General features: G+C 73.0%; 23 protein-coding genes and 1 tRNA gene. 8 read left to right on the forward strand and 16 right to left on the reverse strand.

Features of this window, described 5'->3' with window-relative positions:
• Nucleotides 1-7: 7 nt before the first annotated feature.
• A complete protein-coding gene (locus ACTHAM_RS07885) occupies nucleotides 8-1,786 on the reverse strand; it encodes an alpha-glucosidase (RefSeq protein WP_440686097.1) in 1,779 nt (592 codons plus the stop codon).
• Between the two features lie 176 nt (nucleotides 1,787-1,962).
• Between ACTHAM_RS07885 and ACTHAM_RS07890 the strand changes: the two genes are divergently transcribed.
• Complete coding sequence (locus tag ACTHAM_RS07890; protein ID WP_440686099.1) at nucleotides 1,963-2,406, forward strand: DUF6325 family protein; 444 nt, start codon at nucleotides 1,963-1,965, stop codon at nucleotides 2,404-2,406.
• Between the two features lie 58 nt (nucleotides 2,407-2,464).
• Nucleotides 2,465-2,767 carry an SHOCT domain-containing protein gene (locus tag ACTHAM_RS07895; protein ID WP_440686101.1) on the forward strand — a complete coding sequence of 101 codons (303 nt, stop codon included), beginning with the start codon at nucleotides 2,465-2,467 and terminating at the stop codon, nucleotides 2,765-2,767.
• Nucleotides 2,768-2,780: 13 nt separating this feature from the next.
• On the opposite strand, the gene ACTHAM_RS07900 is transcribed toward ACTHAM_RS07895, so the two are convergent.
• Nucleotides 2,781-4,727, reverse strand: coding sequence for a heavy metal translocating P-type ATPase (locus ACTHAM_RS07900; protein WP_440686103.1), 1,947 nt, complete (start codon nucleotides 4,725-4,727; stop codon nucleotides 2,781-2,783).
• An 88-nt stretch (nucleotides 4,728-4,815) separates the two neighbouring features.
• Between ACTHAM_RS07900 and ACTHAM_RS07905 the strand changes: the two genes are divergently transcribed.
• Entirely contained in the window at nucleotides 4,816-5,187 is a 372-nt protein-coding gene (locus tag ACTHAM_RS07905; RefSeq protein ID WP_440686105.1) for a DUF5655 domain-containing protein, read from the forward strand.
• A 106-nt stretch (nucleotides 5,188-5,293) separates the two neighbouring features.
• Here ACTHAM_RS07905 and ACTHAM_RS07910 read toward each other — a convergent pair.
• The 12 genes from ACTHAM_RS07910 to ACTHAM_RS07965 all read right to left on the reverse strand — a co-directional run bounded on the left by ACTHAM_RS07910 (nucleotide 5,294) and on the right by ACTHAM_RS07965 (nucleotide 16,144).
• Nucleotides 5,294-5,367 (reverse strand) — tRNA-Pro (locus ACTHAM_RS07910).
• Nucleotides 5,368-5,452: 85 nt separating this feature from the next.
• Nucleotides 5,453-6,328 (reverse strand): hypothetical protein, encoded by an 876-nt coding sequence (locus tag ACTHAM_RS07915; RefSeq protein WP_440686107.1) that lies wholly within the window; start codon nucleotides 6,326-6,328, stop codon nucleotides 5,453-5,455.
• Between the two features lie 270 nt (nucleotides 6,329-6,598).
• A complete protein-coding gene (gene der / locus ACTHAM_RS07920) occupies nucleotides 6,599-8,074 on the reverse strand; it encodes a ribosome biogenesis GTPase Der (RefSeq protein ID WP_440686109.1) in 1,476 nt (491 codons plus the stop codon).
• 100 nt (nucleotides 8,075-8,174) lie between these two features.
• A complete protein-coding gene (locus ACTHAM_RS07925; protein ID WP_440686111.1) occupies nucleotides 8,175-8,861 on the reverse strand; it encodes a lysophospholipid acyltransferase family protein in 687 nt (228 codons plus the stop codon).
• On the reverse strand, nucleotides 8,858-9,640 hold the full coding sequence (gene cmk / locus ACTHAM_RS07930) for a (d)CMP kinase (protein ID WP_440686113.1): 783 nt from the start codon (nucleotides 9,638-9,640) through the stop codon (nucleotides 8,858-8,860). Before cmk ends, ACTHAM_RS07925 begins: the two co-directional genes overlap by 4 nt.
• Nucleotides 9,622-10,731, reverse strand: coding sequence for a prephenate dehydrogenase (locus ACTHAM_RS07935; RefSeq protein ID WP_440686115.1), 1,110 nt, complete (start codon nucleotides 10,729-10,731; stop codon nucleotides 9,622-9,624). The genes cmk and ACTHAM_RS07935 overlap by 19 nt, the downstream gene beginning before the upstream one ends.
• Nucleotides 10,732-10,753: 22 nt before the next feature.
• Nucleotides 10,754-11,500, reverse strand: a complete 747-nt coding sequence (locus tag ACTHAM_RS07940) for a pseudouridine synthase (protein ID WP_440686117.1) — start codon at nucleotides 11,498-11,500, stop codon at nucleotides 10,754-10,756.
• A gap of 236 nt (nucleotides 11,501-11,736) precedes the next feature.
• Entirely contained in the window at nucleotides 11,737-12,399 is a 663-nt protein-coding gene (gene scpB, locus ACTHAM_RS07945) for an SMC-Scp complex subunit ScpB (RefSeq protein ID WP_440686119.1), read from the reverse strand.
• Nucleotides 12,396-13,358, reverse strand: a complete 963-nt coding sequence (locus ACTHAM_RS07950; protein WP_440686121.1) for a segregation and condensation protein A — start codon at nucleotides 13,356-13,358, stop codon at nucleotides 12,396-12,398. Before ACTHAM_RS07950 ends, scpB begins: the two co-directional genes overlap by 4 nt.
• A complete protein-coding gene (locus ACTHAM_RS07955; protein WP_440686123.1) occupies nucleotides 13,342-14,208 on the reverse strand; it encodes a ParA family protein in 867 nt (288 codons plus the stop codon). The genes ACTHAM_RS07950 and ACTHAM_RS07955 overlap by 17 nt, the downstream gene beginning before the upstream one ends.
• 69 nt (nucleotides 14,209-14,277) lie before the next feature.
• The gene (locus ACTHAM_RS07960) at nucleotides 14,278-15,234 is read right to left on the reverse strand and encodes a site-specific tyrosine recombinase XerD (protein WP_440686125.1); all 957 of its coding nucleotides are present in this window, start codon (nucleotides 15,232-15,234) and stop codon (nucleotides 14,278-14,280) included.
• A 4-nt stretch (nucleotides 15,235-15,238) separates the two neighbouring features.
• Nucleotides 15,239-16,144, reverse strand: a complete 906-nt coding sequence (locus ACTHAM_RS07965; protein ID WP_440686151.1) for a heme o synthase — start codon at nucleotides 16,142-16,144, stop codon at nucleotides 15,239-15,241.
• Between the two features lie 610 nt (nucleotides 16,145-16,754).
• Here ACTHAM_RS07965 and tkt point away from each other — a divergent pair.
• The 5 genes from tkt to pgl all read left to right on the forward strand — a co-directional run bounded on the left by tkt (nucleotide 16,755) and on the right by pgl (nucleotide 23,392).
• Nucleotides 16,755-18,869 (forward strand): transketolase, encoded by a 2,115-nt coding sequence (gene tkt, locus ACTHAM_RS07970; protein WP_440686127.1) that lies wholly within the window; start codon nucleotides 16,755-16,757, stop codon nucleotides 18,867-18,869.
• 125 nt (nucleotides 18,870-18,994) lie between these two features.
• Entirely contained in the window at nucleotides 18,995-20,116 is a 1,122-nt protein-coding gene (gene tal, locus ACTHAM_RS07975; protein ID WP_440686129.1) for a transaldolase, read from the forward strand.
• On the forward strand, nucleotides 20,113-21,654 hold the full coding sequence (gene zwf, locus ACTHAM_RS07980; RefSeq protein ID WP_440686131.1) for a glucose-6-phosphate dehydrogenase: 1,542 nt from the start codon (nucleotides 20,113-20,115) through the stop codon (nucleotides 21,652-21,654). Before tal ends, zwf begins: the two co-directional genes overlap by 4 nt.
• Complete coding sequence (locus tag ACTHAM_RS07985) at nucleotides 21,651-22,568, forward strand: glucose-6-phosphate dehydrogenase assembly protein OpcA (protein WP_440686133.1); 918 nt, start codon at nucleotides 21,651-21,653, stop codon at nucleotides 22,566-22,568. Before zwf ends, ACTHAM_RS07985 begins: the two co-directional genes overlap by 4 nt.
• On the forward strand, nucleotides 22,565-23,392 hold the full coding sequence (pgl, locus tag ACTHAM_RS07990; protein ID WP_440686135.1) for a 6-phosphogluconolactonase: 828 nt from the start codon (nucleotides 22,565-22,567) through the stop codon (nucleotides 23,390-23,392). Before ACTHAM_RS07985 ends, pgl begins: the two co-directional genes overlap by 4 nt.
• Before the next feature lie 81 nt (nucleotides 23,393-23,473).
• Here pgl and ACTHAM_RS07995 read toward each other — a convergent pair whose 3' ends face one another.
• The gene (locus tag ACTHAM_RS07995; protein WP_440686137.1) at nucleotides 23,474-23,833 is read right to left on the reverse strand and encodes an RNA polymerase-binding protein RbpA; all 360 of its coding nucleotides are present in this window, start codon (nucleotides 23,831-23,833) and stop codon (nucleotides 23,474-23,476) included.
• Nucleotides 23,834-23,843: 10 nt separating this feature from the next.
• A complete protein-coding gene (gene secG / locus ACTHAM_RS08000) occupies nucleotides 23,844-24,086 on the reverse strand; it encodes a preprotein translocase subunit SecG (RefSeq protein ID WP_440686139.1) in 243 nt (80 codons plus the stop codon).
• Nucleotides 24,087-24,230: the final 144 nt, after the last annotated feature.

A 24,230-nucleotide genomic window follows, 5' to 3' on the forward strand; every position in this document is an offset into this window, starting at 1 on the left:
CCCACGATCAGCGCGCCACCAGGTAGACGTCCGCCTGCCACGGACCCAGCACCACCCCGTCCGGGCCCGCCGGTGCCGGGTCACGGTACGAGGACAGCAGCACCTCACCACCCGACACGTCCACGTCGCCGGCCGGGATGCTCACCGGCGACGACCCCAGGTTCGCCACCACCACCAACCGGACCCCGTCCAGCTCACGCGTGAACGCGTACACCTGCTCGTGCTCCGGCAGCAGCATCGTGAAGTCACCCTCACGCACCACCGGCACCGTGTGCCGCAGCTCGATCAACCGCCGGTAGTGGTGCAGCACCGAGAACGGGTCCGCCTCCTGCGCCTGCACGTTCAACCACGTGTGGTTCGGGTTCACCGGCAACCACGGCGTCCCCGACGTGAACCCCGCCCGCGGCCCGCCATCCCACTGCATCGGCGTCCGCGCGTTGTCCCGCCCCATCGCCCGCAGGCCCCGCATCACCACCTCCGGGTCCGCACCCGCAGCCACAGCCGACCGGTAGTGATTCAGCGACTCGACATCCCTCAGCTCCTCCACGCCCCCGAACGGCGCGTTCGTCATCCCCAGCTCCTCGCCCTGGTAGACGTACGGCGTCCCCCGATGCAGGTGCAGCACCGTGGCCAACGCCTTCGCCGACTCCCGCCAGAACGGCCCCGCATCCCCGTCCGGCGCATCACCGAACCGCGACACCACCCGCGGCTGGTCGTGGTTGTCCCAGTACAGGCTGTTCCACCCACGAGCACCCAGCTCGCGCTGCCACCGACCGAACGACGCCTTCAGGTCACGCAGGTCCAACGGCACCGGATCGAACTTCCCACCCGGCCCGTGGTCCAGACCCACGTGCTCGAACTGGAACACCATGTCGACCTCACGCCGATCCGGATCCGTGAACAGCACCGCGTCCTGCCACGTCACCCCCGGCATCTCACCCACCGTCAAGAACTCACCCGAACGCCCCGCGAACACCTCCCGGTGCATCTCCGCCAGGAACTCGTGGATCCGCGGCCCGTTCGCGTAGTGCGCCGACCCGTCCCCCCACCCACCCGGCCCCGCAGGCACGTCCGGCAACGCCACGTCCTTCGACACCAGGTTGATCACATCCATGCGGAACCCGTCCACACCCCGGTCCAACCACCACCGCATCATCGAGTACACCGCAGCACGCACCTGCGGGTTCTCCCAGTTCAGGTCCGGCTGCTTCCGGTCGAACAGATGCAGGTAGTACTCACCCGTCACCTCGTCCCACTCCCACACCGAGCCCGAGAAGAACGACGCCCAGTTCGTCGGCTCCGCACCGACCTCCCCACCCCCGTGCCCGGGCCGCGGCGGCCGCCACCAGTACCAGTCCCGCTTCGCGTTCTCCCGCGACGACCGCGACTCCACGAACCACGGGTGCTCGTCCGACGTGTGGTTCACCACCAGGTCCATCACCAGCTTCATGCCGCGCGCATGCACCGCCGCCAACAGCTCGTCGAAGTCCGCCAACGACCCGAATACCGGATCGATGTCCTGGTAGTCGCTGATGTCGTACCCGTTGTCCGCACCCGGCGACCGGTACACCGGCGACAACCACACCACGTCCACTCCCAACCACTCCAGGTGGTCCAGGCGCGCCGTGATCCCCCGCAGATCCCCCACCCCGTCACCATCGGAGTCCGCGAAGCTGCGCGGGTACACCTGGTACACCACCGCCGAACGCCACCACGGCGCCACCGCGCTCGCGGGCACCGCTGCCGGGTCGGTCTGTCCGCTGGGGCGCGGCTCGGTCGTCGTCATCGAGGTCCTTCCGGGTGGGCACGGCATACGGCCGCCTCGACCGTACCGCCGCGCTGCCGGGCGGGCCCTCGACCGCCCCGGGGCAGCTCCGGAGGGTGCGGCGTCCCGGATGCGGGAGCTCCCCATCCGCAGCAGAGTGGGGGCGAACGAGGATCACCCGACGGACCGAGGCTGAGATGACCGAGCAGAGCGTGGACGTTGGCCCGATCGACTACATCGTGGTCGAGTTCCCGGGCAGCAAGATGACCGGCGAGGGGCTGCCGATCATCGTGGACCTGGTCGACCGGGGGATCATCCGGCTGCTGGACCTCGCCTTCTTCAAGAAGGAGCTCGACGGCACGGTGAGCGGTCTCGTCCTCGCCGACCTCGACCTGGACGGCGAGCTCGACCTGATGGTGTTCGAGGGTGCGTCCTCCGGGCTGCTCGGGCCCGACGACATCGAGCAGGCCGGAGCCGCGCTCGCCCCGGGAAGCTCGGCAGGGATCCTCGTCTACGAGAACACGTGGGCGGGACCGTTCGTCACCGCGCTGCGCCACGGTGGCGCCGAGGTCGTGGCCAGCGGGCGCATCCCCGCCGACGAGGTCATCGCGGCGCTCGACGCCGCCGGCACCACACTCTGACATCAGCCGGTTCATCGCAGGGGTCCGGGTACCGGGCCCCGACTGGAGAGGACGCACCATGCCAGGTCTGATCCGCGGGGTGGCCCGCACCGCTGTGATCGCAGGGACTGCGACCAGCGTCTCGAACCGCGTCTCGCGGCGCCAGGCGGGCCGTTGGGCCGCGCAGGAGGCTCAGCAGGCGCCACCGCCCGCCCCGGCACCGCAGCCGGTCTACGCGGTCCCTGCGCCTGCCGCCGCGCCGGCCGGGGTCGACATGGACACCAAGCTGGCTCAGGTGCGCGAGCTCGGGGAGATGCGGGCGCAGGGCCTGCTGACCGATGCCGAGTTCGAGGTGCAGAAGTCGCGGATCCTCGCCGGCTGACCGTCACAGACCGTCACCCGGCGTCGCCCTGGCTCGCCGAGGCCGCCGACAGCTGAGGTCGTGGTGCCGTCCGCGGCGCGGCGCCGCCGACGACCTGGGCCTCGTCCCGTCCTGGGCGCACGGCCCGCAGTGCGCCCAGGATCGCGACGAGGTCGACGACCTCCTGCAACGTGGCCCCGATGACCGCCGGGATCAGACCGAACGCCGCCACGACCATCAGGACCACGCTCAGCGCGATGCCGACACCGATCGCCTGCAACGCGACCCGCACGGTGCGTCGCGCGATCGCGACGGTCAGCGCGACCCGGCCGATGTCGTCGAGCATCACCACGACGTCGGCGGACTCGCTCGCCGCGGTCGAGCCCTTCGCCCCCATGGCCACTCCCACGTCGGCGGCGGCCAGCACGGGCGCGTCGTTGACCCCGTCGCCGATCATCATCACGGGCCGGTCGGGTAGCGCGGCGACCGCCTGCACCTTGTCGACCGGCAGCAGGCCCGCGCGCACGTCCGCCACACCCAGCAGGTCGGCGACGTGACGCGCGGTGGGTTCGGCGTCACCGGTGAGCATGACCTCGTGCCGCACGCCGAGGGTGCGCAGCCGTTCGAGGGTCGCCCGGGCGTTCGCGCGCACCTCGTCGGCGAGCACCAGCCGCCCCACCGGTCGACCGTCCACCCCCACGTGCACGGTCATCCGGCCGGGCACCACGGTGGTGTGCTCCCACGTCCGGCCCGTCACGGATGCCACGAACGCCGACTTGCCGACCGCCACCCGCCGCCCGTCGACGACCGCGGTGACCCCACCGGCCGTGATCTCCTCGACGTCCGAGGCCGTCGGGACGAGCAGACCGCGCGCCAGGGCGGCGTCCACCACGGCCTGGGCGAGCACGTGCGAGGAGTACTGCTCGGCGGCGGCCGCGTACCGCAGCACGTCGTCCACGCCCAGGCCGTCGCCCGTGCCGTCGCCAGGACCGTCGAGCAGCTCGACGGCCTCCACCCGTGGCCGCCCGTGCGTCATCGTGCCGGTCTTGTCGAACGCCGCGGTGCGGATGCGCGCCAGCTGCTCGAGCACCCCGCCGGACTTGATGACCGCGCCGTTCTTCGCTGCGCGACTCATCCCTGCGATGAACGCCACCGGCGCGGCGATCAGCAGCGGGCACGGCGTGGCGACGACGAGCACCTCGGCGAACCGCACCGGGTCGCCGCTCACCGCCCAGGCGACCCCCGCCAGCACGATCGCGACGAGCGTGAACGGCACGGCGTACCGGTCGGCCAGGCGGACGATCGGCGCCTTGGAGTCACCTGCCGCCTGCACGAGCGCCACGATCTGCTGGTACTGGCTGTCACGGGCCAGGACCGTGGCCCGGACGGTCGCCACCTCCTGCTCGCTGACCGAGCCGGACAGCACCGCGTCGCCGGCGACGTGCTCCACGGGCAGGGACTCACCCGTCAGGGACGACTCGTCGAAGGCGACGGCCTCCCCCTCGAGCGTGCCGTCGACGGGGACCGACTCCCCCGGCTTCACCAGCAGCAGGTCGCCGACCTGCACCTGGTCGACGGCCACGTCCTCGACCGTGCCGTCGGGCCGGATCCGGTGGGCGTACAGCGGTGCGCGGGCCAGCAGCGCGGCCACCTCCCGGTGTGCCCGCGCCGACGCGTAGTCCTCCAGGGCCGCACCCCCGGTGAGCATCAGCACGACGATCAGGGCCGCCCAGTAGTCCCCGACCGCCACGGTCGCGCAGATCGCCATCACGGCGAGGACGTCGAGCCCGACCCGGCCGCGCCGCAGGTCCTGCACCATCGCCCAGGCGTGCTTGCCCGCGATCACGAGCGCGTACAGGCTGACGACCCAGCGGCTTGCCGACGGCAGGCCTGCGGCGAGCAGCGCCAGGCCGACGGCGCCCGCCGCGACGGTGGCCAGCACGAACGGGTAGCGACTCATCCTCGCGAGGACCGGGCTCATGGTTCAGTCATACGCGCGTTCACGCGCGCCGACGACCGCGCGCCCGCCCGCACCTGCCGGGCGCCCGATGGCGGCCTACGGTCGGACCATGGACGACCCGGGCCCGCCGACACCGGAGGCCGTGTTCTCCGGCGACCCCCGGCGCCTCGAGCTCTACCGGGCGGTCGAGGCCACTCTCCTGGGTCTTGGTGCGGTCACGGTCCGGGCGAGCGCGAGCCAGGTCGCGTTTCGCCGACGCCGGACCTTCGCGATCGCGTGGTGGCCCGGGCGGTATGTGCAGTCGGACGTCCCCGTCGTCCTGTCGATCGCATCGTCCACGCCGCTGACGTCCGTTCGGTTCAAGGAGGTCGTGCACCCCTCGCCGAACGTCTGGCTGCACCACCTCGAGCTGCAGGACGCGGCCCAGCTCGACCACGAGGTGCACGGCTGGCTCCAGGCCGCCTACGACGCCGCGGGCTGACGCCCGCCGGGCGTCGTCGACGAGTCCCCCTCGCAGTCGTGAGTAGCGACACGGGAAGAGGCCGCCCCCGGACTCCCGGAAACGGCCTCTGACCTCGAACTCCCTGTCGGGCTGACAGGATTTGAACCTGCGACCCCTTGACCCCCAGTCAAGTGCGCTACCAAGCTGCGCCACAGCCCGATGGTCCCCGTGAGGACCGCGTGAACTCTACCGCACCTGAGGCCGGTGCCAGGAACTGCGCCCGGTCACCGGGCGCGCGCGGGACTCACAGCCGCTCGGCAGCGCCGCCGCGGCTGTGGCCCTCCAGGATCCCGAGGGCGCGCACGTCGCGCACGGTGGCCCCCGCCAGCCGCGGCTCGGTCGCGCCGAGGGCGTCGCGGACAGTCCCGAACGACAGCCGCAGCCCGCGCGAGCTGATCGTCAGTCCGGCGGGGGCGATGGCTCCCGTCCGGTGGTCCTTGCCGGGGTGCAGCCGGATCCACAGCGTGCGCGGGTCGGAGCCCTGGAGTGACTCGACGGCGGCGTTCCGCACGCTCAGCCAGCGGGTGAGCGACCGCGTGGCGCGGTCGCCGAGCTCGACGACGCCGAGCTCGGGCAGGCGGATGCTGCGCAACTGCGGGCCGAGGGCGTCGAGCGTGACGAGGGCGAGCTCGCGCTCGGCGGCGCCGGTGGCCGCCAGCAGGTGCACGTGCGCGCTGAACCGCGCCCAGATGGCCGCCGGGACAGCCCAGGGCGGCGGCCCGGCGGCCCTGTCCAGCAGGAGCACGCCGGCGCCACGGTCGACGCCCGCCGGGGCCGGCGCCGGCAGCCGCAGCTCAGGGCCGTCGTCGGCGGGCGTCAAGAGCCGGTGCTCGACGGCGTAGCGGGTCAGGGCACGGGCAGCGCTCGCCCGGGCACGCGCGGAGGCCACGGACGGCGCCTGGCCGCTCTCCCCCGGCCGGGCGATCCAGGTCTGCAGGACGTCCTCGCGGAGCACCTGCGCGGCGGCGGGACCCGGGCGGCCAGCGTGGTCCGCGGCGAACGCCAGGAGGTCGTCGAGTGCCCACCGTCGCTGGCGTCGCGTCGCCGGTGACGCCTCGAGGTCGGCGAGATACCTCTGCACGACCTCGGACAGACCCCTCACCGCGGTCACCCTCTGCATGGCGCGATGATAACGGAAGGACCGGGGCGCTCTGGGCCGGGCTTTGCGCTCGGCCGGTTCCGTGGGCCGCCTCGTCGGCGCTGGTTTCCGTTATCACGCTGATGGATGCAGCTGCCCACCGCGTCGCAGATGACACCAGCGGACCGGGGCACCGCCCACCGTCGCGTGCCCGCTCCTCGCTCGATCGAGCACGCGACAACCACCACCGACCGGAGACGGCAGAGGGGCGCGGTGCAGGTCTCCCCTACCCCACGCCCCTCCCCGGACGACTCAGCGCTTGCGCTTCTCGCGCACCCGCACCGACACCTGGATGGGTGTCCCCTCGAACCCGAAGGTCTCCCGCAGACGGCGCTCGATGTACCGCCGGTACCCCGGGTCCAGGAACCCCGTCGCGAAGATCACGAACCGTGGCGGCCGAGTCGAGGCCTGCGTGGCGAACAGGATGCGCGGCTGCTTGCCGCCGCGCAGCGGGTGCGGGTGCGCAGCCACGAGCTCGCCCAGGAACGCGTTGAGGCGCCCGGTGGGGATCCGCTTGTCCCACGAGTCCAGGGCCCGCTCGAGCGCCGGCACCAGACGGTCCGCGTGCCACCCCGTCTTGGCCGAGAGGTTCACGCGCGGGGCCCACTGCACCTGGACCAGGTCCTGCTCGATCTCGCGCTCGAGGAACGGGCGACGGTCCTCGTCCATGAGGTCCCACTTGTTGTACGCGATCACCAAGGCGCGCCCCGCGTCGATGACCTGTGAGATCACACGCGTGTCCTGCTCGGTCATCTTCGTCGAGGCATCCACCAGGACCACCGCGACCTCGGCCTTCTCCACCGCGGCCTGCGTGCGCAGCGACGCGTAGAAGTCCGCACCGCTCGTCTGGTGCACCCGGCGCCGGATACCGGCGGTGTCCACGAACACCCACGGCTTGCCGCGCAGCTCGACCAGCTCGTCGACCGGGTCACGGGTGGTGCCTGCCACGTCGTCGACCACCACGCGCTCTGCGCCGAGCATCTTGTTCAGCAGCGAGGACTTGCCGACGTTCGGACGCCCGATGAGAGCCACGCGGCGAGGACCGTCCGGGCGCACCGTGCCGTGCGCCGAGACCGTGGGCAGCGCGTCGAGCGCGGCGTCGAGCAGATCGCCCGTCCCGCGTCCGTGCAGCGCGGACACCGGGTACGGCTCGCCCAGACCCAGGCTCCACAGCTGGGCGGCATCGGCCTCGACCCGCGGGCCGTCGACCTTGTTGGCGCACAGCACCACCGGCTTGCCCGAGCGCCGCAGCAGACGCACCACGCGCTCGTCGGTGTCCGTGGGACCCACCGTGGCGTCCACCACGAAGATCACGGCATCGGCCAGCTGGATCGCGACCTCCGCCTGCTCGGCGACGCGCGCATCGATGCCCGCGACGTCGACCTCCCAGCCACCGGTGTCCACCAGGGTGAACCGGCGGCCGGCCCACTCGGCCGGGTAGCTGACACGATCGCGCGTCACACCCGGCTTGTCCTCGACGACCGCCTCGCGACGACCGATGATCCTGTTGACGAGCGTGGACTTGCCCACGTTCGGGCGCCCGACCACCGCGAGCACCGGCAGCGCCGCCTCGGGGACGGGCTCACCGTCGACGAGCTCGCCGCCATCGAGCAGCGCGAGGTCCTCGACGTCCAGCTCGTACTCCGCGAGGCCTGCCCTCAGGGCGTTCTCACGGGTGGCGTCGTCGGCCTCGTCGGGCAGCTCCAGGGCGGGGTCGGTCTCGGTCATGAAGCCATTGTCCCTTGTCCAGGGCCCGCTCGACGACCGCGCGCCCGTCGAGCACCCGGCAGCACCGCCGCGGCACCCCCGCTGCGAGCACGCTGCCCGATCAGCCGCGCGCCTCGCGGTTCGGGTCGTCGGTGGGCAGAGCGAGTCCGGTGCGGGCCGACGCGTCCGCCACCAGCGCCGCCAGCGCCGTGCGGACCGTGTCGTTGGCCAGCACCAACGCGTCGCGCCCCGAGACCCCGGCGGGGCGCTCCAGCACCAGCGGCGTGCCGAACTCCACCACGAACCGGCGGCGGAACCCGGGGACGTGCCCCACGGACTCCCCCGTGCGACGGGTGCCCAGCACGGCGACCGGCACCACCGGGGCGTGCCCGTTGAGTGCGAGCCACGCCACACCGGCCCGCGCGTCGGCAGCGTCGCCGCGCCCCCTGTTGCCCTCGGGGAACACGCCGACCACTCCCCCGCGCCGGAGCACCCCCAGCGCGGTCGCCAGTGCTGCGCGGCCGCCCTCGCGGTCCACGGGGATCTGACCCGCACCGCGCAGGATCATCCCGACGGGTCCGGTGAACATCGACTCCTTGACCAGCAGGTGCGCCGGCCGCGGTGTCACACCGGCGACCACCGGGCCGTCGGCGACGCCCGTGTGGTTGGGCGCCAGGAGCACCGGCCCCTCGAGCGGGACGTTCTCGGCGCCGATCACCCGGGTGGACCACACACCGCGTGCCAGCACCAGGGCCAACCAGTGCCCGCGCCGCGCTGCAGCGGGTCCGGGGATCTCCGGCCCCGTCATCGGCCGACCGCATCGGCCGAGACGGACGGGACCGCCTGCCCCGGCACAGCCGGCGCTCCCGCGGCGTCGGCGACCACGCCGAGCACCGCCTGGACCGTCTGCTCGAAGTCCAGACCCGAGGAGTCGACGGTGACGACCCCGTCGGCCGCGACGTGGAACTGCACCACGGTCGAGTCGTCCGCGTCACGGCGGACCACCTGGTCGCGCGTCGCCTCGAGCGAGGCGGCGTCGGCGGCACCGTGCACCTCGAGCGCCCGACGGGCCAGCCGTGCTTCCTCGCTCGCGGTGAGCAGCACCCGCACGTCGGCGTCGGGCGCCACCACCGTGGTGATGTCGCGTCCCTCGGCGACGATGCCGCGCCCGTGCGAGAACCCGCCGGTGCGTTCGGTCTCGATGGCCGCCCGCTGCAGCCGTCCCAACTCGGCCCGCACGTCCAGGTTGGTGGCCACCGCGCTGACCACGGCCGAGATCTCCGTGCGGCGGATCGCCTCGCCGATGTCGGTGCCGCCCACGTGCACCCGGGGCGAGGCAGGGTCCACACCCATGACCAGCGGCATGGCCCGCACCGCTGTCGCGACCGCGGCCGCGTCGTCGAGAGGGACGCCCTGCTCGCGGCACCACCAGGCGACCGCCCGGTACATCGCGCCCGTGTCGAGGTAGGCCAGACCCAACGTGCGGGCCACCGCCTTCGAGACGCTGGACTTGCCGGACCCGGACGGGCCGTCGATCGCGACCACCAGGGCCGTGCGTGCTGCCGTGCTCAACTCACCAGTCTCCATCCGCGGGCCGTGAGCTCCGCCTCCAGGTGCTCGGCGCTGCCGGGCAGCACCGAGATGACCGCCATGCCGACCGGACGGCCGGCGGCGTGCTCCAGGGCAAGGTCCTCGAGGTTGACCCCCACCTCACCGACGTCCGCCAGCAGGCGGGCCAGCTCGCCGGGCTCGTCCGGCACCAGCACGCTGACCAGCGCGTACGGGCGCCGCGCGCCACCGTGCTTGCCGGGGATCCGCGAGACGCCCGCGTTGCCGGCGGCGACGGTCTGCGCGATGGCCGCCAACGCGCCCACGCCGACCGTCTCCGGCCCCGTGGCGGCGTCCGCGACCGCCAACGCGTCCACGACCACGTCCAGATCGGCACGCAGCGCCAGGAGGACGTCCCGGACCGGACCGGCGTTGGCAGCCAGGATCGAGGTCCACAGCGCGGGGTCGGAGCCGGCGATGCGGGTGACGTCACGCAGGCCCTGCCCGGCCAGGGCGAGGGCGTCGTCGTCGAGCGTGCGCAGACGGGCCGCGACGAGGCTCGCGGCCACCTGCGGGACGTGGGACACGGCGGCCACGGCCGCGTCGTGCTCGTCAGCGGCCATGGTGACCGGGACGGCACCGAGATCGACCGCGAGCGCGCGCACGGCGAGCAGGGCCTGGGGGGTCGAGGTGCCGGAGTCGGCGATGACCCAGGGGCGGCCGAGGAACAGGTCGGGGACGGCGGCGGAGGGGCCGGTGCGTTCACGTCCGGCCATGGGGTGGGAGCCGACGTAACGGTGCAGGTCGGCTCCTGCGGCTCGGAGCTCGTCCAGGACGTAGCGCTTGACGCTGGCGACGTCCGTGACGACGGCGTCCGGGTGGGCGGTGAGCTCGGCGAGGACGACGTCGGCGGTGACGTCGGGGGGTGCGGCGACCACGACGAGGGCTGGTTCGGGGTCGTCGTGGCGGGCGGGGCGTCCCGCACCGACGTCGCGGGCGAGGGCGACGGCGGTGCGGGAGGGGTCGTGCAGCACGACGTCGATGCCGAGGGCGCGCAGGCCCAGCCCGACGGAGGTGCCGAGGAGCCCGGTGCCGACGATGCGGACGGGTCCGTGGGTGGCGGCGGCCATCACGGGGTGTGCTCCGGGGTGCTCACAGCCCGACCTGGGTCATGAGGGAGCCGACCTCGGTCTTGCCGAGCACGCGGGTGCGGCCGGTGCGCAGGTCGCCGAGGCGGATGGGGCCGATCTGGGTGCGCACGAGCCGTGTGACGGGGTAGCCGACCTCGTCGAAGATGCGGCGCACGACGCGGTTGCGGCCCTCGTGCAGGACGATCTCGACGAGGCTGGCCTGCGGGGTGGTCTGCACGACGGCGAACCGGTCGATGGCCACGACGCCGTCCTCGAGCTGGATGCCGGCCTTGAGGCGTGCGGCCAGCGAGGCGGGGACGCGGCCGTCGAGGTGTGCGAGGTAGGTCTTGGGGACACCGTGCGAGGGGTGCGAGAGCCGGTTGGCGAGCTCGCCGTCGTTGGTCAGCAGGATCAGGCCTTCGGTCTCGGCGTCCAGGCGTCCGACGTGGAAGAGCCGTTCGGAGCGGTCGGCGACGAACTGGGCGAGCGAGGGGCGCCCCTCGGGGTCGTGCATGGTGGAGACGACACCCAGGGGCTTGTTGAGTGCGATGGTCACCATCGTGCTGTCGAGCTGGACCCGCAGTCCGTCGACGTGGATGACGGCGCGCAGCGGGTCGACGCGTACGCCGAGCTCGCGCACGGTGGAGCCGTCGACGGTGACGCGGCCGGTGGCGATGAGCTCTTCGCAGGAGCGGCGCGAGCCGAGGCCTGCGGCGGCCAGGACCTTCTGCAGGCGCACGCCGTCGGGGTCGTGCACGTCGATGGTCACCTCGGGTGCGCGGGGTGCGCGGGTGGGGCGGTTCTGCGCGCGGGCGGCGGAGGCAGCGCGTCCGCGGCCGGTGGGAACCTTGCCGCTCGTGGGCTTGCCGCTGGTGGGCCTGCCGCCTGCACGGCCGCCGCTGCCGGAACCGCCCTGCCTGCCGGTCGCGCCGCCCTGCTGGCCGCCACCGGTTCCGCGTCGCGGCTCTCCGCCTCGTCCGCCGCCGGTCCGTCGATCCTGTGCGCTCATCGTCCCTCATCCGTGCTCTGGTCGACGCCCTCGAAGGCGTCGAAGTCGGGCAGGTAGGGGGCGAGCGGCGGTAGCTCGTCCAGGCTCGCCAGCCCCATCCGCTCCAAGAAGTATCCCGTGGTCCGGTACAGGAGTGCACCGCTGAACGGATCGGTGCCCGTCTCGGCCACCAGACCGCGTGAGGTGAGGGTGCGCACGACGCCGTCGACGTTGACGCCGCGCACGGCGGAGACCTGACCACGGGTCACCGGTTGCCGGTAGGCGATCACCGCGAGCGTCTCCAGGGCAGCCTGCGTCAGTCGGGCCGTCTGGCCGTCGACGACGAACCGTCCCACGACGTCGCCGTACAGGGGTGCGGAGTAGATGCGCCACCCGTCGCCCACGCGGCGCAGCTCGAAGCCGCGCAGCCGCCCGCCGTGCTCGCCGCGGTACTCGGCGGCCAGCTCGTGCAGGAGCTCCTCCACGCGAGGTGTCGGCAGCGCCAGGGCGGTGGCCAGGCGGACGGCGGGGACGGGTTCGTCGGCGACCATGAGGACGGCCTCCAGCGCGGCGAGCGCACCTCCGGGCAGGTCCTCGACGTCGAAGGCGAGCTCGTCGGGCGCACCGGTGCCGGTCCGGTCCTCCTCGGCGTCGGCGGTGCCGGTCGGGTCCTGGCTCATCGGTGCGCCCTCTCGCTGGTGTCGGTGGTGGTGGCGTCCGGCGAGCCGGTGGTGCCCGGTGCACCCGTGCCCTCGGGGGTGTCCGTGCCGTCGGCCTCGTCGAAGTCGTCGGACACCTCGACGTCGCCGTCCTCCGTACCCGTCCAGCGCACCGTGAGCTCTCCCAGCGGTGTCATCTGGTCGAAACCGACCGCGCCTTCGCGGAAGAGCTCCAGCAGGGCCAGGAACCGTGCCACCACGACGATCGTGGAGCCGGCGTCGGCCGTGAGCGCGCGGAACGAGGTCGCCCCGCCGTGCCGGAGGCGGCCGACCAGCAGAGCGGCCTGCTCGCGGACGCTGACGGGTGGTGCGTGCAGGTGGCTGACGTCCACGCCCGGTGGGGCCGGTCGGGGGGCCAGGGCCTGGGCGGCCATCGCGGCCAGCTGCTCGGCTCCGATCTGCCAGACGAGCTCGGGCAGCAGCGCGGCCAGCTGCGGTTCGAGCTGGACCAGCCGCGGGAACCGCCGCCCCTCGGTGGCGAGCCGTTCTCCGAGGTCGGCGGCGACGACCTTGTACGCGCGGTACTGCAGCAGGCGGGCGAACAGCAGGTCGCGGGCCTCGAGCAGCTCGAGGTCCTCGGCGTCCTCGACCTCGGCCGAGGGCAGCAGGCGGGCGGCCTTGAGGTCCAGCAGCGTGGCCGCCACGACCAGGAACTCGCTGGCCTGGCCCAGGTCCCAGCCCGTGCCGCCGTCGGCGGCCCGCTCGGCGGCGCGGATGTGGGCGATGAACTCGTCCGTCACGCGCGCCAGGGCGACCTCGGTGATGTCGAGCTTGTGCTTGGCGATCAGTCCGAGCAGCAGGTCGAACGGTCCGCTGAAGTTGTCCAGGTGGACGTCGAACCCGTGCGTGCCGGCGGGGGCCGTCGCCCCCGGGGCCGGTCGGTCGGTCGGGGCCTGGGCCGGTTCAGGCAGCGTCGCCACGGGCGACGAGCTCACGGGCCAGCTGGCGGTAGGCCGCCGCACCGGAGTGGGTGGGCGCGTAGGTGGTGATGGGCTCGGCCGCCACGGTCGCGTCGGGGAACTTCACGGTGCGTCCGATGACGGTCTGCAGCAGGTTGTCGCCGAACGCCTCGTGCACGCGGGCCACGACCTCGCGGGCGTGCAGCGTGCGCGAGTCGTACATGGTGGCCAGGATGCCGTCGACCTCGAGGCGTGGGTTCAGCCGGTCGCGCACCTTCTCGATGGTCTCCACGAGCAGCGCGACGCCGCGCAGCGCGAAGAACTCGCACTCGAGCGGGATCAGCACGCCGTGGGAGGCCGTCAGGGCGTTGACGGTGAGCAGGCCGAGGGAGGGCTGGCAGTCGATCAGCACGACGTCGTAGTCGTCGAGCACGGGGCGCAGGGCGCGGCTGAGCACGGACTCGCGGGCGACCTCGCCGACCAGCTGGACCTCGGCGGCGGACAGGTCGATGTTGGCCGGCAGCAGGTCCAGGCCGGGGATCTCGGTGCGGCGCAGCACGTCGGCGACGGTCGCGTCGCGCTCCATGAGGAGGTTGTAGACGGTGCGGTCCAGCTCGTGCGGGCTGATGCCCAGGCCCACGGACGCCGCACCCTGCGGGTCGAAGTCGACGATGAGCACGCGGCGGCCGTACTCGGCGAGCGCGGCGGCCAGGTTGATAGTGGTGGTCGTCTTGCCGACCCCACCCTTCTGGTTGCACATCGCGATGACCCGCGCGGGTCCGTGCGAGGCGAGGGCCGCAGGTTCGGGGAAGTCGGGCAGCGGCCGTCCCACGGCGTCGGTCTGCGGGTCGGTCGTCTGCTGGCTCACCACGCGGGACAACTTACCGGAGCGCGACCCGGGTGGGCCTGCGACAGACCGGTGCGCCAGCAGGTTCGTCGGCTACAGCGCGCGTGGGTGGGCGGCGGCGTACACCTCGCGCAGCGTGTCCCGCGTCACCAGCGTGTAGATCTGGGTGGTCGTCACCGAGGCGTGCCCCAGGAGCTCCTGCACGACGCGCACGTCGGCCCCGCCGGCCAGCAGGTGCGTGGCGAACGAGTGCCGCAACGTGTGCGGCGAGATGTGCTCGGCACCCGCCAGCCCCGCCCGTTGGGCCGCCTGCCGCAGCACCGCCCATGCGCTCTGCCGACTCAGTCGTGCGCCGCGCGTGTTGAGGAACAGCGCCGGGCCGCCCGTCCGGCCACCGGCCGCGAGCGCGGGGCGTGCTCGCACGAGGTAGGCCTCGACGGCGTCCAGCGCGTAGGCGCCCACGGGGACGACACGTTCCTTGCCGCCCTTGCCGAGCAGGCGGACGCTGCCGTGGGCCGTGGTGCGGTCCAGGTCGTCCACGTCGAGGCCGACGGCCTCGGAGATGCGGGCGCCGGTGGAGTACACGAGCTCGAGCAGTGCGCGGTCCCGCAGGGGGACGGGGCCGTCACCCAGGCCTGCGGCGTCGATGAGGCGGGCCACGTCGTCGACGGAGATCGCCTTGGGCAGGCGTCGTGGTTGGGCCGGGGGGCGCACGGCGCCGGCGGCGTCGGCGCCGGTGATCCCCTCGAGCAGCCAGAACCGGTGCCAGCCGCGCACGGCGACGACCGCGCGGGCGCTGGAGGAGGCGGACAGGGTCGCGCGGCCGTCGCTGCCGGTGCGCAGGGTGAGCACGAAGTCCTCGACGTCGCGTTCGGTGACGTCCGTGGGGTCGGTGCGCCCCTGGGCGGTGAGGTAGTCGGCGTACCGGTCCAGGTCACGACGGTACGCGGCGACGGTGTTGACGGACAGGCCGCGTTCGACCGTGAGGTGCGCCAGGTAGGTCTGCAGCGAGCGGTGCCACGGGTCGGTCTCGGTCACGGCCTGCGCCACGGGTTCAGAAGGGCAGGAAGACGTCGACGCAGATCGCCAGGCACACGATCGTCAGGTAGGTGATCGAGGCGTGGAAGACGGACATGGCCTTCAGCGGGCCGCGCGAGGGGTCCTGGGCCCGGCGCCACAGCGACAGGCATGACCACAGGAACCAGGCGCCGGCGACGGTGGCGACCAGCCCGTACACCCAGGTCAGGGATGCGACGGGCCACAGCAGGAGGGTGCAGGCGATCATCGCGAGGGTGTAGGCGACCATCTCGCGGGCCACCTTGGTGTCCTCGGCGACGACGGGGAGCATGGGGACGCCGGCGGCGGCGTAGTCGCGTCGGAACTTCATCGACAGCGGCCAGTAGTGCGGCGGGGTCCAGAAGAACACGACGCCGAACAGCAGGGCCGCTTCCCAGGACACGCCTTCGGTGACCGCTGACCAGCCGATGAGCACGGGCATGCACCCGGCGGCACCGCCCCAGACGATGTTCTGCGGGGTGCGCCGCTTGAGGATCATCGTGTAGCCCACGACGTACAGCAAGATCGCGACGGCGGTGAGGAGCGCGGAGACGGGGTTCACGGCGAACCAGAGCCAGGCCAGTGACACGACGGCGAGCACGAGACCGAACGTGAGGGCGGCAGGGCCGGAGATCTCGCCGGTGGCGGTCGCGCGCCGCTTGGTGCGGTTCATCACCTGGTCGATGTCGCGGTCCAGGTAGCAGTTGAGGACGTTGGCCGCACCGGCGGCCCCGGCGCCGCCGACCAGGGTAGCGAGCACCAGGGCGAGCGACGGGAAGCCGCGTTCGGCCAGCACCATGGTGGGCAGCGTGGTGACCAGCAACAGCTCGATGACGCGCGGCTTGGTCAGGGCGACGTAGGCGGCCAGGGTGCGACGCCAGCCGTGGCGCGACGGGTCGGGCACGTGCGGGCGCGGGCCGCGCGGGGGCGCGGGCAGGTGCACCGACGGGTGGCCGTCGTGCTCGGGCGTGCTGGGCGCCTCGGGCGTCGCACCGCTCACCGCTGCCGGCGTCCCGCCGACCGCTGCCTCGGGTGCCGCAGGCGACTCGGTGGGGGCGGGCGCTGCACTCCCGTGCCCACCCAGGTGCCTCAGCACGCGGCCTGCACGACGCGCCGGACGGGCCGACGCACCGGCGTCGTCGACGGGCGAGGTGCTGGTGAGGCGCACGCGGTGGATGTCCGTTCGTGGTGCGGGCGGAGGGCGGTCGGGCTCCGCCATGCTACGGCCTCCCCCTGGGCCGAGACCCGTCTGACGGGTCTGGCAGCGGACCTTGGTCCTGTGAGGTTGGTCGCCTGTCACCACACCGTCGCCGTGCACGCGCTCCCACACCTTCCGGGTGCGTTCCTCGGGCCGGACGGTCGACCTCCACGTCCCGGGAGCGCATATAGGCTCGGCGCAGACGGGCCGCGCGTCGGCGCAGGCCCGGACCGGCACCCCGCTGGAGGGTGCCGCCCAGTGCGAGACGACGTCCGGTCCCCCGGTCTGACCCGGCCCCGGGCGGGAATGAGGTGCGGTGAACGCGAAGGCTCCCCTGGCGCAGACGGTCGGTTGGACCGACCTGGACATCCGGGCGGTCGACACCGTCCGGGTCCTGGCTGCCGATGCCGTCGAGAAGGTCGGCAACGGCCACCCCGGGACCGCGATCAGCCTCGCGCCCGCCGCCTACCTGCTCTACCAGAACGTGCTGCGGCACGACCCGGCGGACCCGCAGTGGCTGGGCCGTGACCGGTTCATCCTCTCGGCGGGGCACTCCAGCCTGACGCAGTACATCCAGCTGTACCTGGGCGGTTTCGGCCTGGAGCTGGAGGACCTCGAGGCGCTGCGCACGTGGGGCTCGAAGACCCCGGGCCACCCGGAGTGGCGGCACACGGCCGGCGTGGAGATCACCACCGGTCCGCTGGGCCAGGGCCTGGCCTCCGCGGTGGGCTTCGCGATGGCTGCCCGGCGCGAGCGTGGCCTGCTCGACCCCGACGCGGCGCCGGGCACGAGCCCGTTCGACCACCACGTGTACGTGCTCGCCTCCGACGGCGACCTGCAGGAGGGCGTGACGAGCGAGGCCTCCTCGATCGCCGGCACGCAGGAGCTGGGCAACCTCATCGTGCTGTGGGACGACAACCACATCTCGATCGAGGGCGACACGCAGATCGCCTTCACCGAGGACGTGCTGGCCCGGTACGAGTCCTACGGCTGGCACGTGCAGTTCGTGGACTGGACGGCCGAGCCGGACGGCTACCGCGAGAACGTCGACGCGCTGCACGCGGCGATCGAGGCGGCCAAGGCCGTCACCGACAAGCCGTCGTTCATCGGTCTGCGCACCATCATCGCCTGGCCCTCGCCCACCAAGCAGAACGACCACGCCTCGCACGGCTCGAAGCTCGGCGGCACGGAGATCGCCGGCCTGAAGGAGCTCCTGGGCTTCGACCCGGAGAAGTCGTTCGACGTGGCCCCCGAGGTCATCGCTCACACCCGTGCGCTCGGTGAGCGCGCCAAGGCGGCCCGTGCCACGTGGCAGGCCGACTTCGACGCGTGGCGCGCCGCCAACCCGGAGCGGGCCACGCTGCTCGACCGGCTCGTCGAGGGCAAGCTGCCCGAGGACTGGGCCGACGCCCTGCCCGTGTTCCCCGCCGGCAAGTCCGTCGCGACGCGTGCGGCCTCCGGCGACATCCTCTCCGCACTGGCCCCCGTGCTGCCCGAGCTGTGGGGCGGCTCGGCCGACCTGGCCGGCTCGAACAACACCACCATGAAGGGCGAGCCGTCCTTCATCCCGGCCGACCGGTCCACGCACTCGTTCGCCGGCACCCCCTACGGGCGCACGCTGCACTTCGGCATCCGCGAGCACGGCATGGGCGCGATCCTGTCGGGCATCACGCTGCACGGCCTGACCCGTGCGTACGGCGGCACGTTCTTCACGTTCAGCGACTACATGCGCGGATCGGTCCGTCTGGCCGCGCTCATGGGCGTCCCGGCCGTGTACGTGTGGACGCACGACTCGATCGGTCTGGGCGAGGACGGTCCCACGCACCAGCCCATCGAGCACCTCACCGCGGTCCGGGCCATCCCGGGCTTGGCGATCGTGCGCCCCGCCGACGCCAACGAGACGGCGCAGGCGTGGAAGGCCATCCTCGAGCGCACCGACGGCCCGGTCGGCCTGATCCTCACGCGTCAGAACGTCCCGACGTTCCCGCGCGGCGAGGAGGGCTTCGCGTCCGCCGAGGGCGTGGCCCGCGGTGCGTACGTGCTGCTCGAGGCGAGCACCGGCACACCGGAGGTCATCCTCATCGGCACGGGTTCGGAGGTGCAGCTCGCCGTCGAGGCGCGCACGCAGCTCGAGGCCGCCGGGGTGCCCACGCGCGTGGTGTCCGCCCCGTCGCTGGAGTGGTTCGCCGAGCAGGACGTGGACTACCGCGAGTCGGTGCTGCCCTCGGCCGTGCGGGCCCGCGTGTCCGTCGAGGCCGGCCTGGCGCTGTCGTGGCACAAGATCGTCGGCGACGCCGGCCGGTCGGTGTCGATCGAGCACTACGGTGCCTCGGCCGACGCCGACACGCTGTACCGCGAGTTCGGGGTCACCGCCGACGCGGTGGTCGCGGCTGCGCACGAGTCGATCGCGGCGGTCGCTGCGACCCGGTGATCCGGTGGCGGGCCGGGTCGTGGGAGGGCTGGAGCCTCCTGCGACCCGGCCCGGCACGCACGGGCGAACCAGCGCGGCCTGCCGCAGCCTCGGCAGGCACGTGAGCACAGGAGAAGGGGATCTCCATGGCTACCAGCACCACCCCGTTGGACGCTCTGACCGCCGCAGGAGTCGCCGTCTGGCTCGACGACCTGTCCCGTGAACGCCTGCGCTCGGGCAGCCTCGCCGCCCTGGTCGACCGTGGTGTGAGCGGTGTGACCACCAACCCGACGATCTTCGCCGGTGCGCTCGCCCACGGCGACGCCTACGCCGCCCAGCTGACCGAGCTCGCCGCCGCAGGGACGGACGCCGAGCAGGCCGTCTTCACCATCACCACCGACGACGTGCGCGGCGCCGCCGACGTCCTTCGGCCCGTGCACGACGCCACCGGCGGCGTCGACGGGCGGGTCTCGATCGAGGTCGACCCCCGGCTCGCGCGCAACACCGCGGGCACGATCGCCGCCGCGAGGTCGCTGTGGGCCACCGTGGACCGACCCAACGTGCTCATCAAGATCCCCGCGACCCGCGAGGGCCTGCCGGCCATCACCGCGGTGCTCGCCGAGGGCATCTCGGTCAACGTGACCCTGATCTTCTCCCTCGAGCGGTACCGCGCCGTCCTCGACGCGTTCCAGCAGGGGCTCGAGCTGGCCTACGCGGCCGGTCACGACCTGGCACCCATCGCGTCGGTGGCCTCGTTCTTCGTCTCGCGCGTCGATGTCGCGGTCGACGCACGGCTCGACGCCCTGGGCGGCCCGGAGGCGGCTGCGCTGCGCGGTACCGCCGCGATCGCCAACGCCCGACTGGCCTACGAGGCGTACGCCCGGAGCGTGGCTGCCCCCCGCTGGGCCGCGCTGGCCGCCTCAGGAGCGCGCCCGCAGCGGCCCCTGTGGGCTTCCACGGGCGTCAAGGACCCCGCGTACCCGGACACGCGCTACGTGGACGAGCTGGTGGTGGCCGGGTCGGTGAACACCATGCCCGAGGCCACGCTCGAGGCGGTCGCCGACCACGGCGACATCCACGGGGACACGGTCACCGGCACGGGGCCCGCGGCGGCGCGCGTCGTCGAACAGCTCGCCTTGCTGGGCATCGACCTGGACGCGATCACCACCACCCTCGAGCACGAGGGCGTCGAGAAGTTCATCACGAGCTGGGAGCAGCTGTTGAGCACGGTGCAGGCAGGACTGCAGGACGCGAGGTCCGCCCGATGAGGCCCGCGAAGGTCAGCGAGGGTCACAACCCGCTGCGCGACGCGCGCGACCGACGGCTGCCGCGCATCGCCGGGCCGTGCGGCCTGGTCATCTTCGGCGTCACGGGCGACCTGGCGCGCAAGAAGCTGATGCCGGCCGTGTACGACCTGACCAACCGTGGCCTGCTGCCCCCGGGCTTCGCGCTGACCGGTTTTGCACGGCGCGACTGGGAGACGCAGGACTTCGCGCAGATCGTGCACGACTCCGTCAAGGAGCACGCCCGCACGCCGTTCCGTGAGGCCACCTGGCGGCAGCTGTCCGAGGGCATCCGGTTCGTGCAGGGCAGCTTCGACGACGACGACGCGTTCGACCGGCTGCGCGAGACCGTCGAGGAGCTGGACGTGTCCCGCGGCACGGGCGGCAACCACGCGTTCTACCTGTCGGTGCCGCCGTCGGCGTTCCCCGTGGTGTCCAAGCAGCTGGCCCGCTCAGGGCTGTCCCAGCCGCAAGAGGACACCTGGCGGCGAGTGATCATCGAGAAGCCGTTCGGGCACGACCTGGCCTCCGCCCGTGAGCTCAACGACATCGTGTCCCAGGTGTTCCGGCCGGACGACATCTTCCGGATCGACCACTACCTGGGCAAGGAGACGGTGCAGAACCTGCTGGCGCTGCGCTTCGCGAACCAGCTGTTCGAGCCGATCTGGAACGCCAACTACGTCGACCACGTGCAGATCACGATGGCCGAGGACATCGGCATCGGCGGACGCGCCGGGTACTACGACGGCATCGGCGCGGCCCGCGACGTCATCCAGAACCACCTGCTGCAGCTGCTGGCGCTGACGGCCATGGAGGAGCCGGTCTCGTTCGACGCCGACGACCTGCGCGCCGAGAAGGAGAAGGTCCTCTCGGCCGTCCGCCTACCCAAGGACCTGGGCAAGCACACCGCCCGCGGCCAGTACGCGGCCGGGTGGCAGGGCGGGGAGAAGGTCGTCGGCTACCTGGAGGAGGAAGGCTTCGACCCGGCCTCCACCACCGAGACGTTCGCCGCGGTCCGCCTGGACATCGACACCCGCCGCTGGGCAGGCGTGCCGTTCTACCTGCGGACCGGCAAGCGCCTGGGTCGGCGCGTCACCGAGATCGCCGTGGTCTTCAAGCGGGCTCCCCACCTGCCGTTCGAGTCGACGGCCACCGAGGAGCTCGGCAAGAACGCCTTGGTCATCCGCGTGCAGCCCGACGAAGGCGTCACGTTGCGCTTCGGCGCGAAGGTGCCCGGCACCGCCATGGAGGTCCGCGACGTCACCATGGACTTCGGGTACGGGCACGCGTTCACCGAGTCCTCCCCCGAGGCCTACGAACGCCTCATCCTCGACGTCCTGCTCGGGGACCCACCCCTGTTCCCGCGCCACCAGGAGGTCGAGCTGTCCTGGAAGATCCTGGACCCCATCACCGCGTACTGGGCGTCCAAGGGCAAGCCCGAGCCGTACCGCTCGGGTACCTGGGGACCGGCCTCGGCCGACGAGATGATGGCGCGTGACGGACGCGCCTGGAGGCGACCGTGATCATCGACCTGCCCGCCACGACCACCCGCGACATCAACAGGCGCCTGGTCACCGCCCGCGACGAGGGTGGTGCCGTCGCCCTCGGGCGCGTGCTCACACTCATCATCGACGTGGGCGCCCGCGACCCGGAGCCGGCCATCGAGGCCGCCAACGACGCCTCACGCGAGCATCCGTGCCGCGTGCTCGTGCTCACCCAGGACGACGCCGAGCACACGGCCACGCTCGACGCGCAGATCCGCCTCGGCGGCGACGCGGGCGCCAGCGAGGTCATCGTGCTACGCCCCACCCCGGAGCTGGCCGAGCACCTGGACACCCTCGTCATGCCGCTGCTGCTGCCCGACGCACCCATCGTCACGTGGTGGCCGTACGAGGTGCCCGCCGACCCGGCCCAGCACCCGCTGGGTCGCATGGCCCAGCGCCGCATCACCGACTCCACGCAGTGCACCAACCCGACGGGCGCCCTGCGCCGCCTGTCGCAGGTGCACGTCGAGGGCAACACCGACCTGGCCTGGACACGGGCCACGCTGTGGCGCGGACTGATCGCGGCGACGCTCGACCAGCCGCCCTACGAGCCCGTGCACCACGCCGTGGTCACCGGGCAGGCCGACCACCCCTCCGTCGACCTCGTCGCCGCGTGGCTCGCCCAGGCCCTGCGCTGCCCCGTGACGATCGACCGCGTCAAGGACGCACCGGCCATCACCTCGGTGCGGCTGACCCGGGGCGGCGGCGACATCGTCCTGGAGCGACCCGACGGCAAGACCGCCGCACTGCTGCAGCCCGACCAGCCCGAGCACCGCATCGCCCTGCCCATTCGGCAGCTGCGCGAGTGCCTGGCAGAGGAGCTGCGCCGGCTCGACCCCGACGAGGTCTACGGGGAGGTCCTGCAGAAGGGCCTGGCACGGGTGAGCTCATGACCTCGGCTGCACCCGGCACCAGCGCCCGTCAGGGCCCTGAGCGCACCGTGCGCGACGTGCTCGTGCACCCGGACGCGGGGATCCTCGCCGCGGCCGTCGCCGCACGGCTGCTGACCCGGCTGGTGGACGCCCAGTCGCACCACGCACCCGTGCACGTGGTGCTCACCGGCGGCACCGTGGGCATCGCGACGCTCGCCGAGGTGGCCCGCAACCCGGCACGCGACGCGGTGGACTGGTCCCAGGTCCACCTGTGGTGGGGCGACGAGCGGTTCCTGCCCGACGGCGACGGCGACCGCAACGAGACCCAGGCCCGCCAGGCCCTGCTCGGCCCGCTCGGTGCGGCACTCCCGGCCGGCAACGTCCACGCCATGCCGGCGCTGTCCGAGGCGGTCCCGTCGCCGGAGGTCGCGGCGGCCCTGTACGCCGACGAGCTGGGCGCGTTCGCGGCTCCGGGCGCCGACGTGCCCGCGTTCGACGTGCTGCTCCTGGGCATGGGCCCCGACGGCCACGTCGCCTCGCTCTTCCCGGGTCATCCGGCGCTCGACGTCGGAGGGCGCCCCACGGTCGGCGTGCACGGCTCCCCCAAGCCGCCGCCCGTGCGGGTCTCGCTGACCTTCGAGGCGATCCGCGCCGCACGTGAGGTGTGGGTCGTGGCCGCAGGTGCCGAGAAGGCCCAGGCCGTCGCCGAGGCTCTCTCCGGAGTGCCGGCGGCGCAGCGCCCGGCTGCCGCGGTGCACGGCACCGAGCGGACACTGTGGTTGGTGGACGCCGCGGCGACGTCCGTCGCCTCCCCCGCCGACCAGGACGGCACCACCACGAGCTGACCCGTCCTCGCTAAGGACCCGGGCACGACGAAGCCCCGCACCCTCCAGGGCTGCGGGGCTTCGTCGATGACGTTCAGCGACTCACAGCCGCGACGAACCTCCACGACGCGCACGCAGTGCGGCCAGCGCCTCGTCGAGGATCGCGGCACCGTCCTCGTCGGACCGCCGCTCCTTCACGTACGCCAGGTGCGTCTTGTACGGCTCGTTCTTCGACGGCGAGGGAGGGTTCTCCTGGTCCTGGCCGGCCGGGAAACCACACCGGGGGCAGTCCCACGTCACCGGGGCCTCGGGGGCGGCCTCCTCGGCGAAGCTCGGCCGCGTCTCGTGCCCGTTCGCGCACCAGTAGGAGATCCAGATGCGGGGGGCAGCGTCACCGCGCTCCGCCTCGCCCATGGGACCCGCACCGACACGGGAACCCCTGATCGCACTTCCGCTCGCCATGGTCAGCCCCTCAGCTCACGCGCTCGACGAGGCCGAGCAGGATGATCACGACGGTCCAGGTGAGCGCCACGCCCACCGTGATGCGGTTCAGGTTCCGCTCAGCCACGCCCGAGCTGCCCGCGCTGCTGGTGATGCCGCCGCCGAACATGTCGGACAGGCCACCGCCCTTGCCCTTGTGCAGCAGCACCAGAGGGACGAGCAGGAGGCTGGTCAGGACCAGCAGCACCTGGAGGGAGATGCGCAGAGCGTTCACGGCAGCGTGGGTTCCTCACTGGACGGGCGGTCGCCGCGAAAGGCTGGCGACGGTGGTGGACCGCGGTACAGGGTAGGCGACGACCGGCGGCTAAGCCACCATCCCGCGCCCGGGGCAGGCCCGCGCCCCGGAACGATCCGGGGC

Source organism: Cellulomonas soli, from assembly GCF_052036975.1.
Classification (GTDB): domain Bacteria; phylum Actinomycetota; class Actinomycetes; order Actinomycetales; family Cellulomonadaceae; genus Cellulomonas; species Cellulomonas soli_A.

Coding starts and splice junctions, on each gene's coding strand:
- pgl (WP_440686135.1), top strand. CDS start 22,565: ATGACCTCGGCTGCACCCGGCACCAGCGCCCGTCAGGGCCCTGAGCGC.
- scpB (WP_440686119.1), bottom strand. CDS start 12,399: ATGAGCCAGGACCCGACCGGCACCGCCGACGCCGAGGAGGACCGGACC.
- ACTHAM_RS07895 (WP_440686101.1), top strand. CDS start 2,465: ATGCCAGGTCTGATCCGCGGGGTGGCCCGCACCGCTGTGATCGCAGGG.
- cmk (WP_440686113.1), bottom strand. CDS start 9,640: ATGGAGACTGGTGAGTTGAGCACGGCAGCACGCACGGCCCTGGTGGTC.
- ACTHAM_RS07915 (WP_440686107.1), bottom strand. CDS start 6,328: ATGCAGAGGGTGACCGCGGTGAGGGGTCTGTCCGAGGTCGTGCAGAGG.
- ACTHAM_RS07900 (WP_440686103.1), bottom strand. CDS start 4,727: ATGAGCCCGGTCCTCGCGAGGATGAGTCGCTACCCGTTCGTGCTGGCC.
- ACTHAM_RS07885 (WP_440686097.1), bottom strand. CDS start 1,786: ATGACGACGACCGAGCCGCGCCCCAGCGGACAGACCGACCCGGCAGCG.
- ACTHAM_RS07905 (WP_440686105.1), top strand. CDS start 4,816: ATGGACGACCCGGGCCCGCCGACACCGGAGGCCGTGTTCTCCGGCGAC.
- ACTHAM_RS07890 (WP_440686099.1), top strand. CDS start 1,963: ATGACCGAGCAGAGCGTGGACGTTGGCCCGATCGACTACATCGTGGTC.
- ACTHAM_RS07995 (WP_440686137.1), bottom strand. CDS start 23,833: ATGGCGAGCGGAAGTGCGATCAGGGGTTCCCGTGTCGGTGCGGGTCCC.
- ACTHAM_RS07925 (WP_440686111.1), bottom strand. CDS start 8,861: ATGACGGGGCCGGAGATCCCCGGACCCGCTGCAGCGCGGCGCGGGCAC.
- ACTHAM_RS07935 (WP_440686115.1), bottom strand. CDS start 10,731: ATGGCCGCCGCCACCCACGGACCCGTCCGCATCGTCGGCACCGGGCTC.
- tal (WP_440686129.1), top strand. CDS start 18,995: ATGGCTACCAGCACCACCCCGTTGGACGCTCTGACCGCCGCAGGAGTC.
- der (WP_440686109.1), bottom strand. CDS start 8,074: ATGACCGAGACCGACCCCGCCCTGGAGCTGCCCGACGAGGCCGACGAC.
- zwf (WP_440686131.1), top strand. CDS start 20,113: ATGAGGCCCGCGAAGGTCAGCGAGGGTCACAACCCGCTGCGCGACGCG.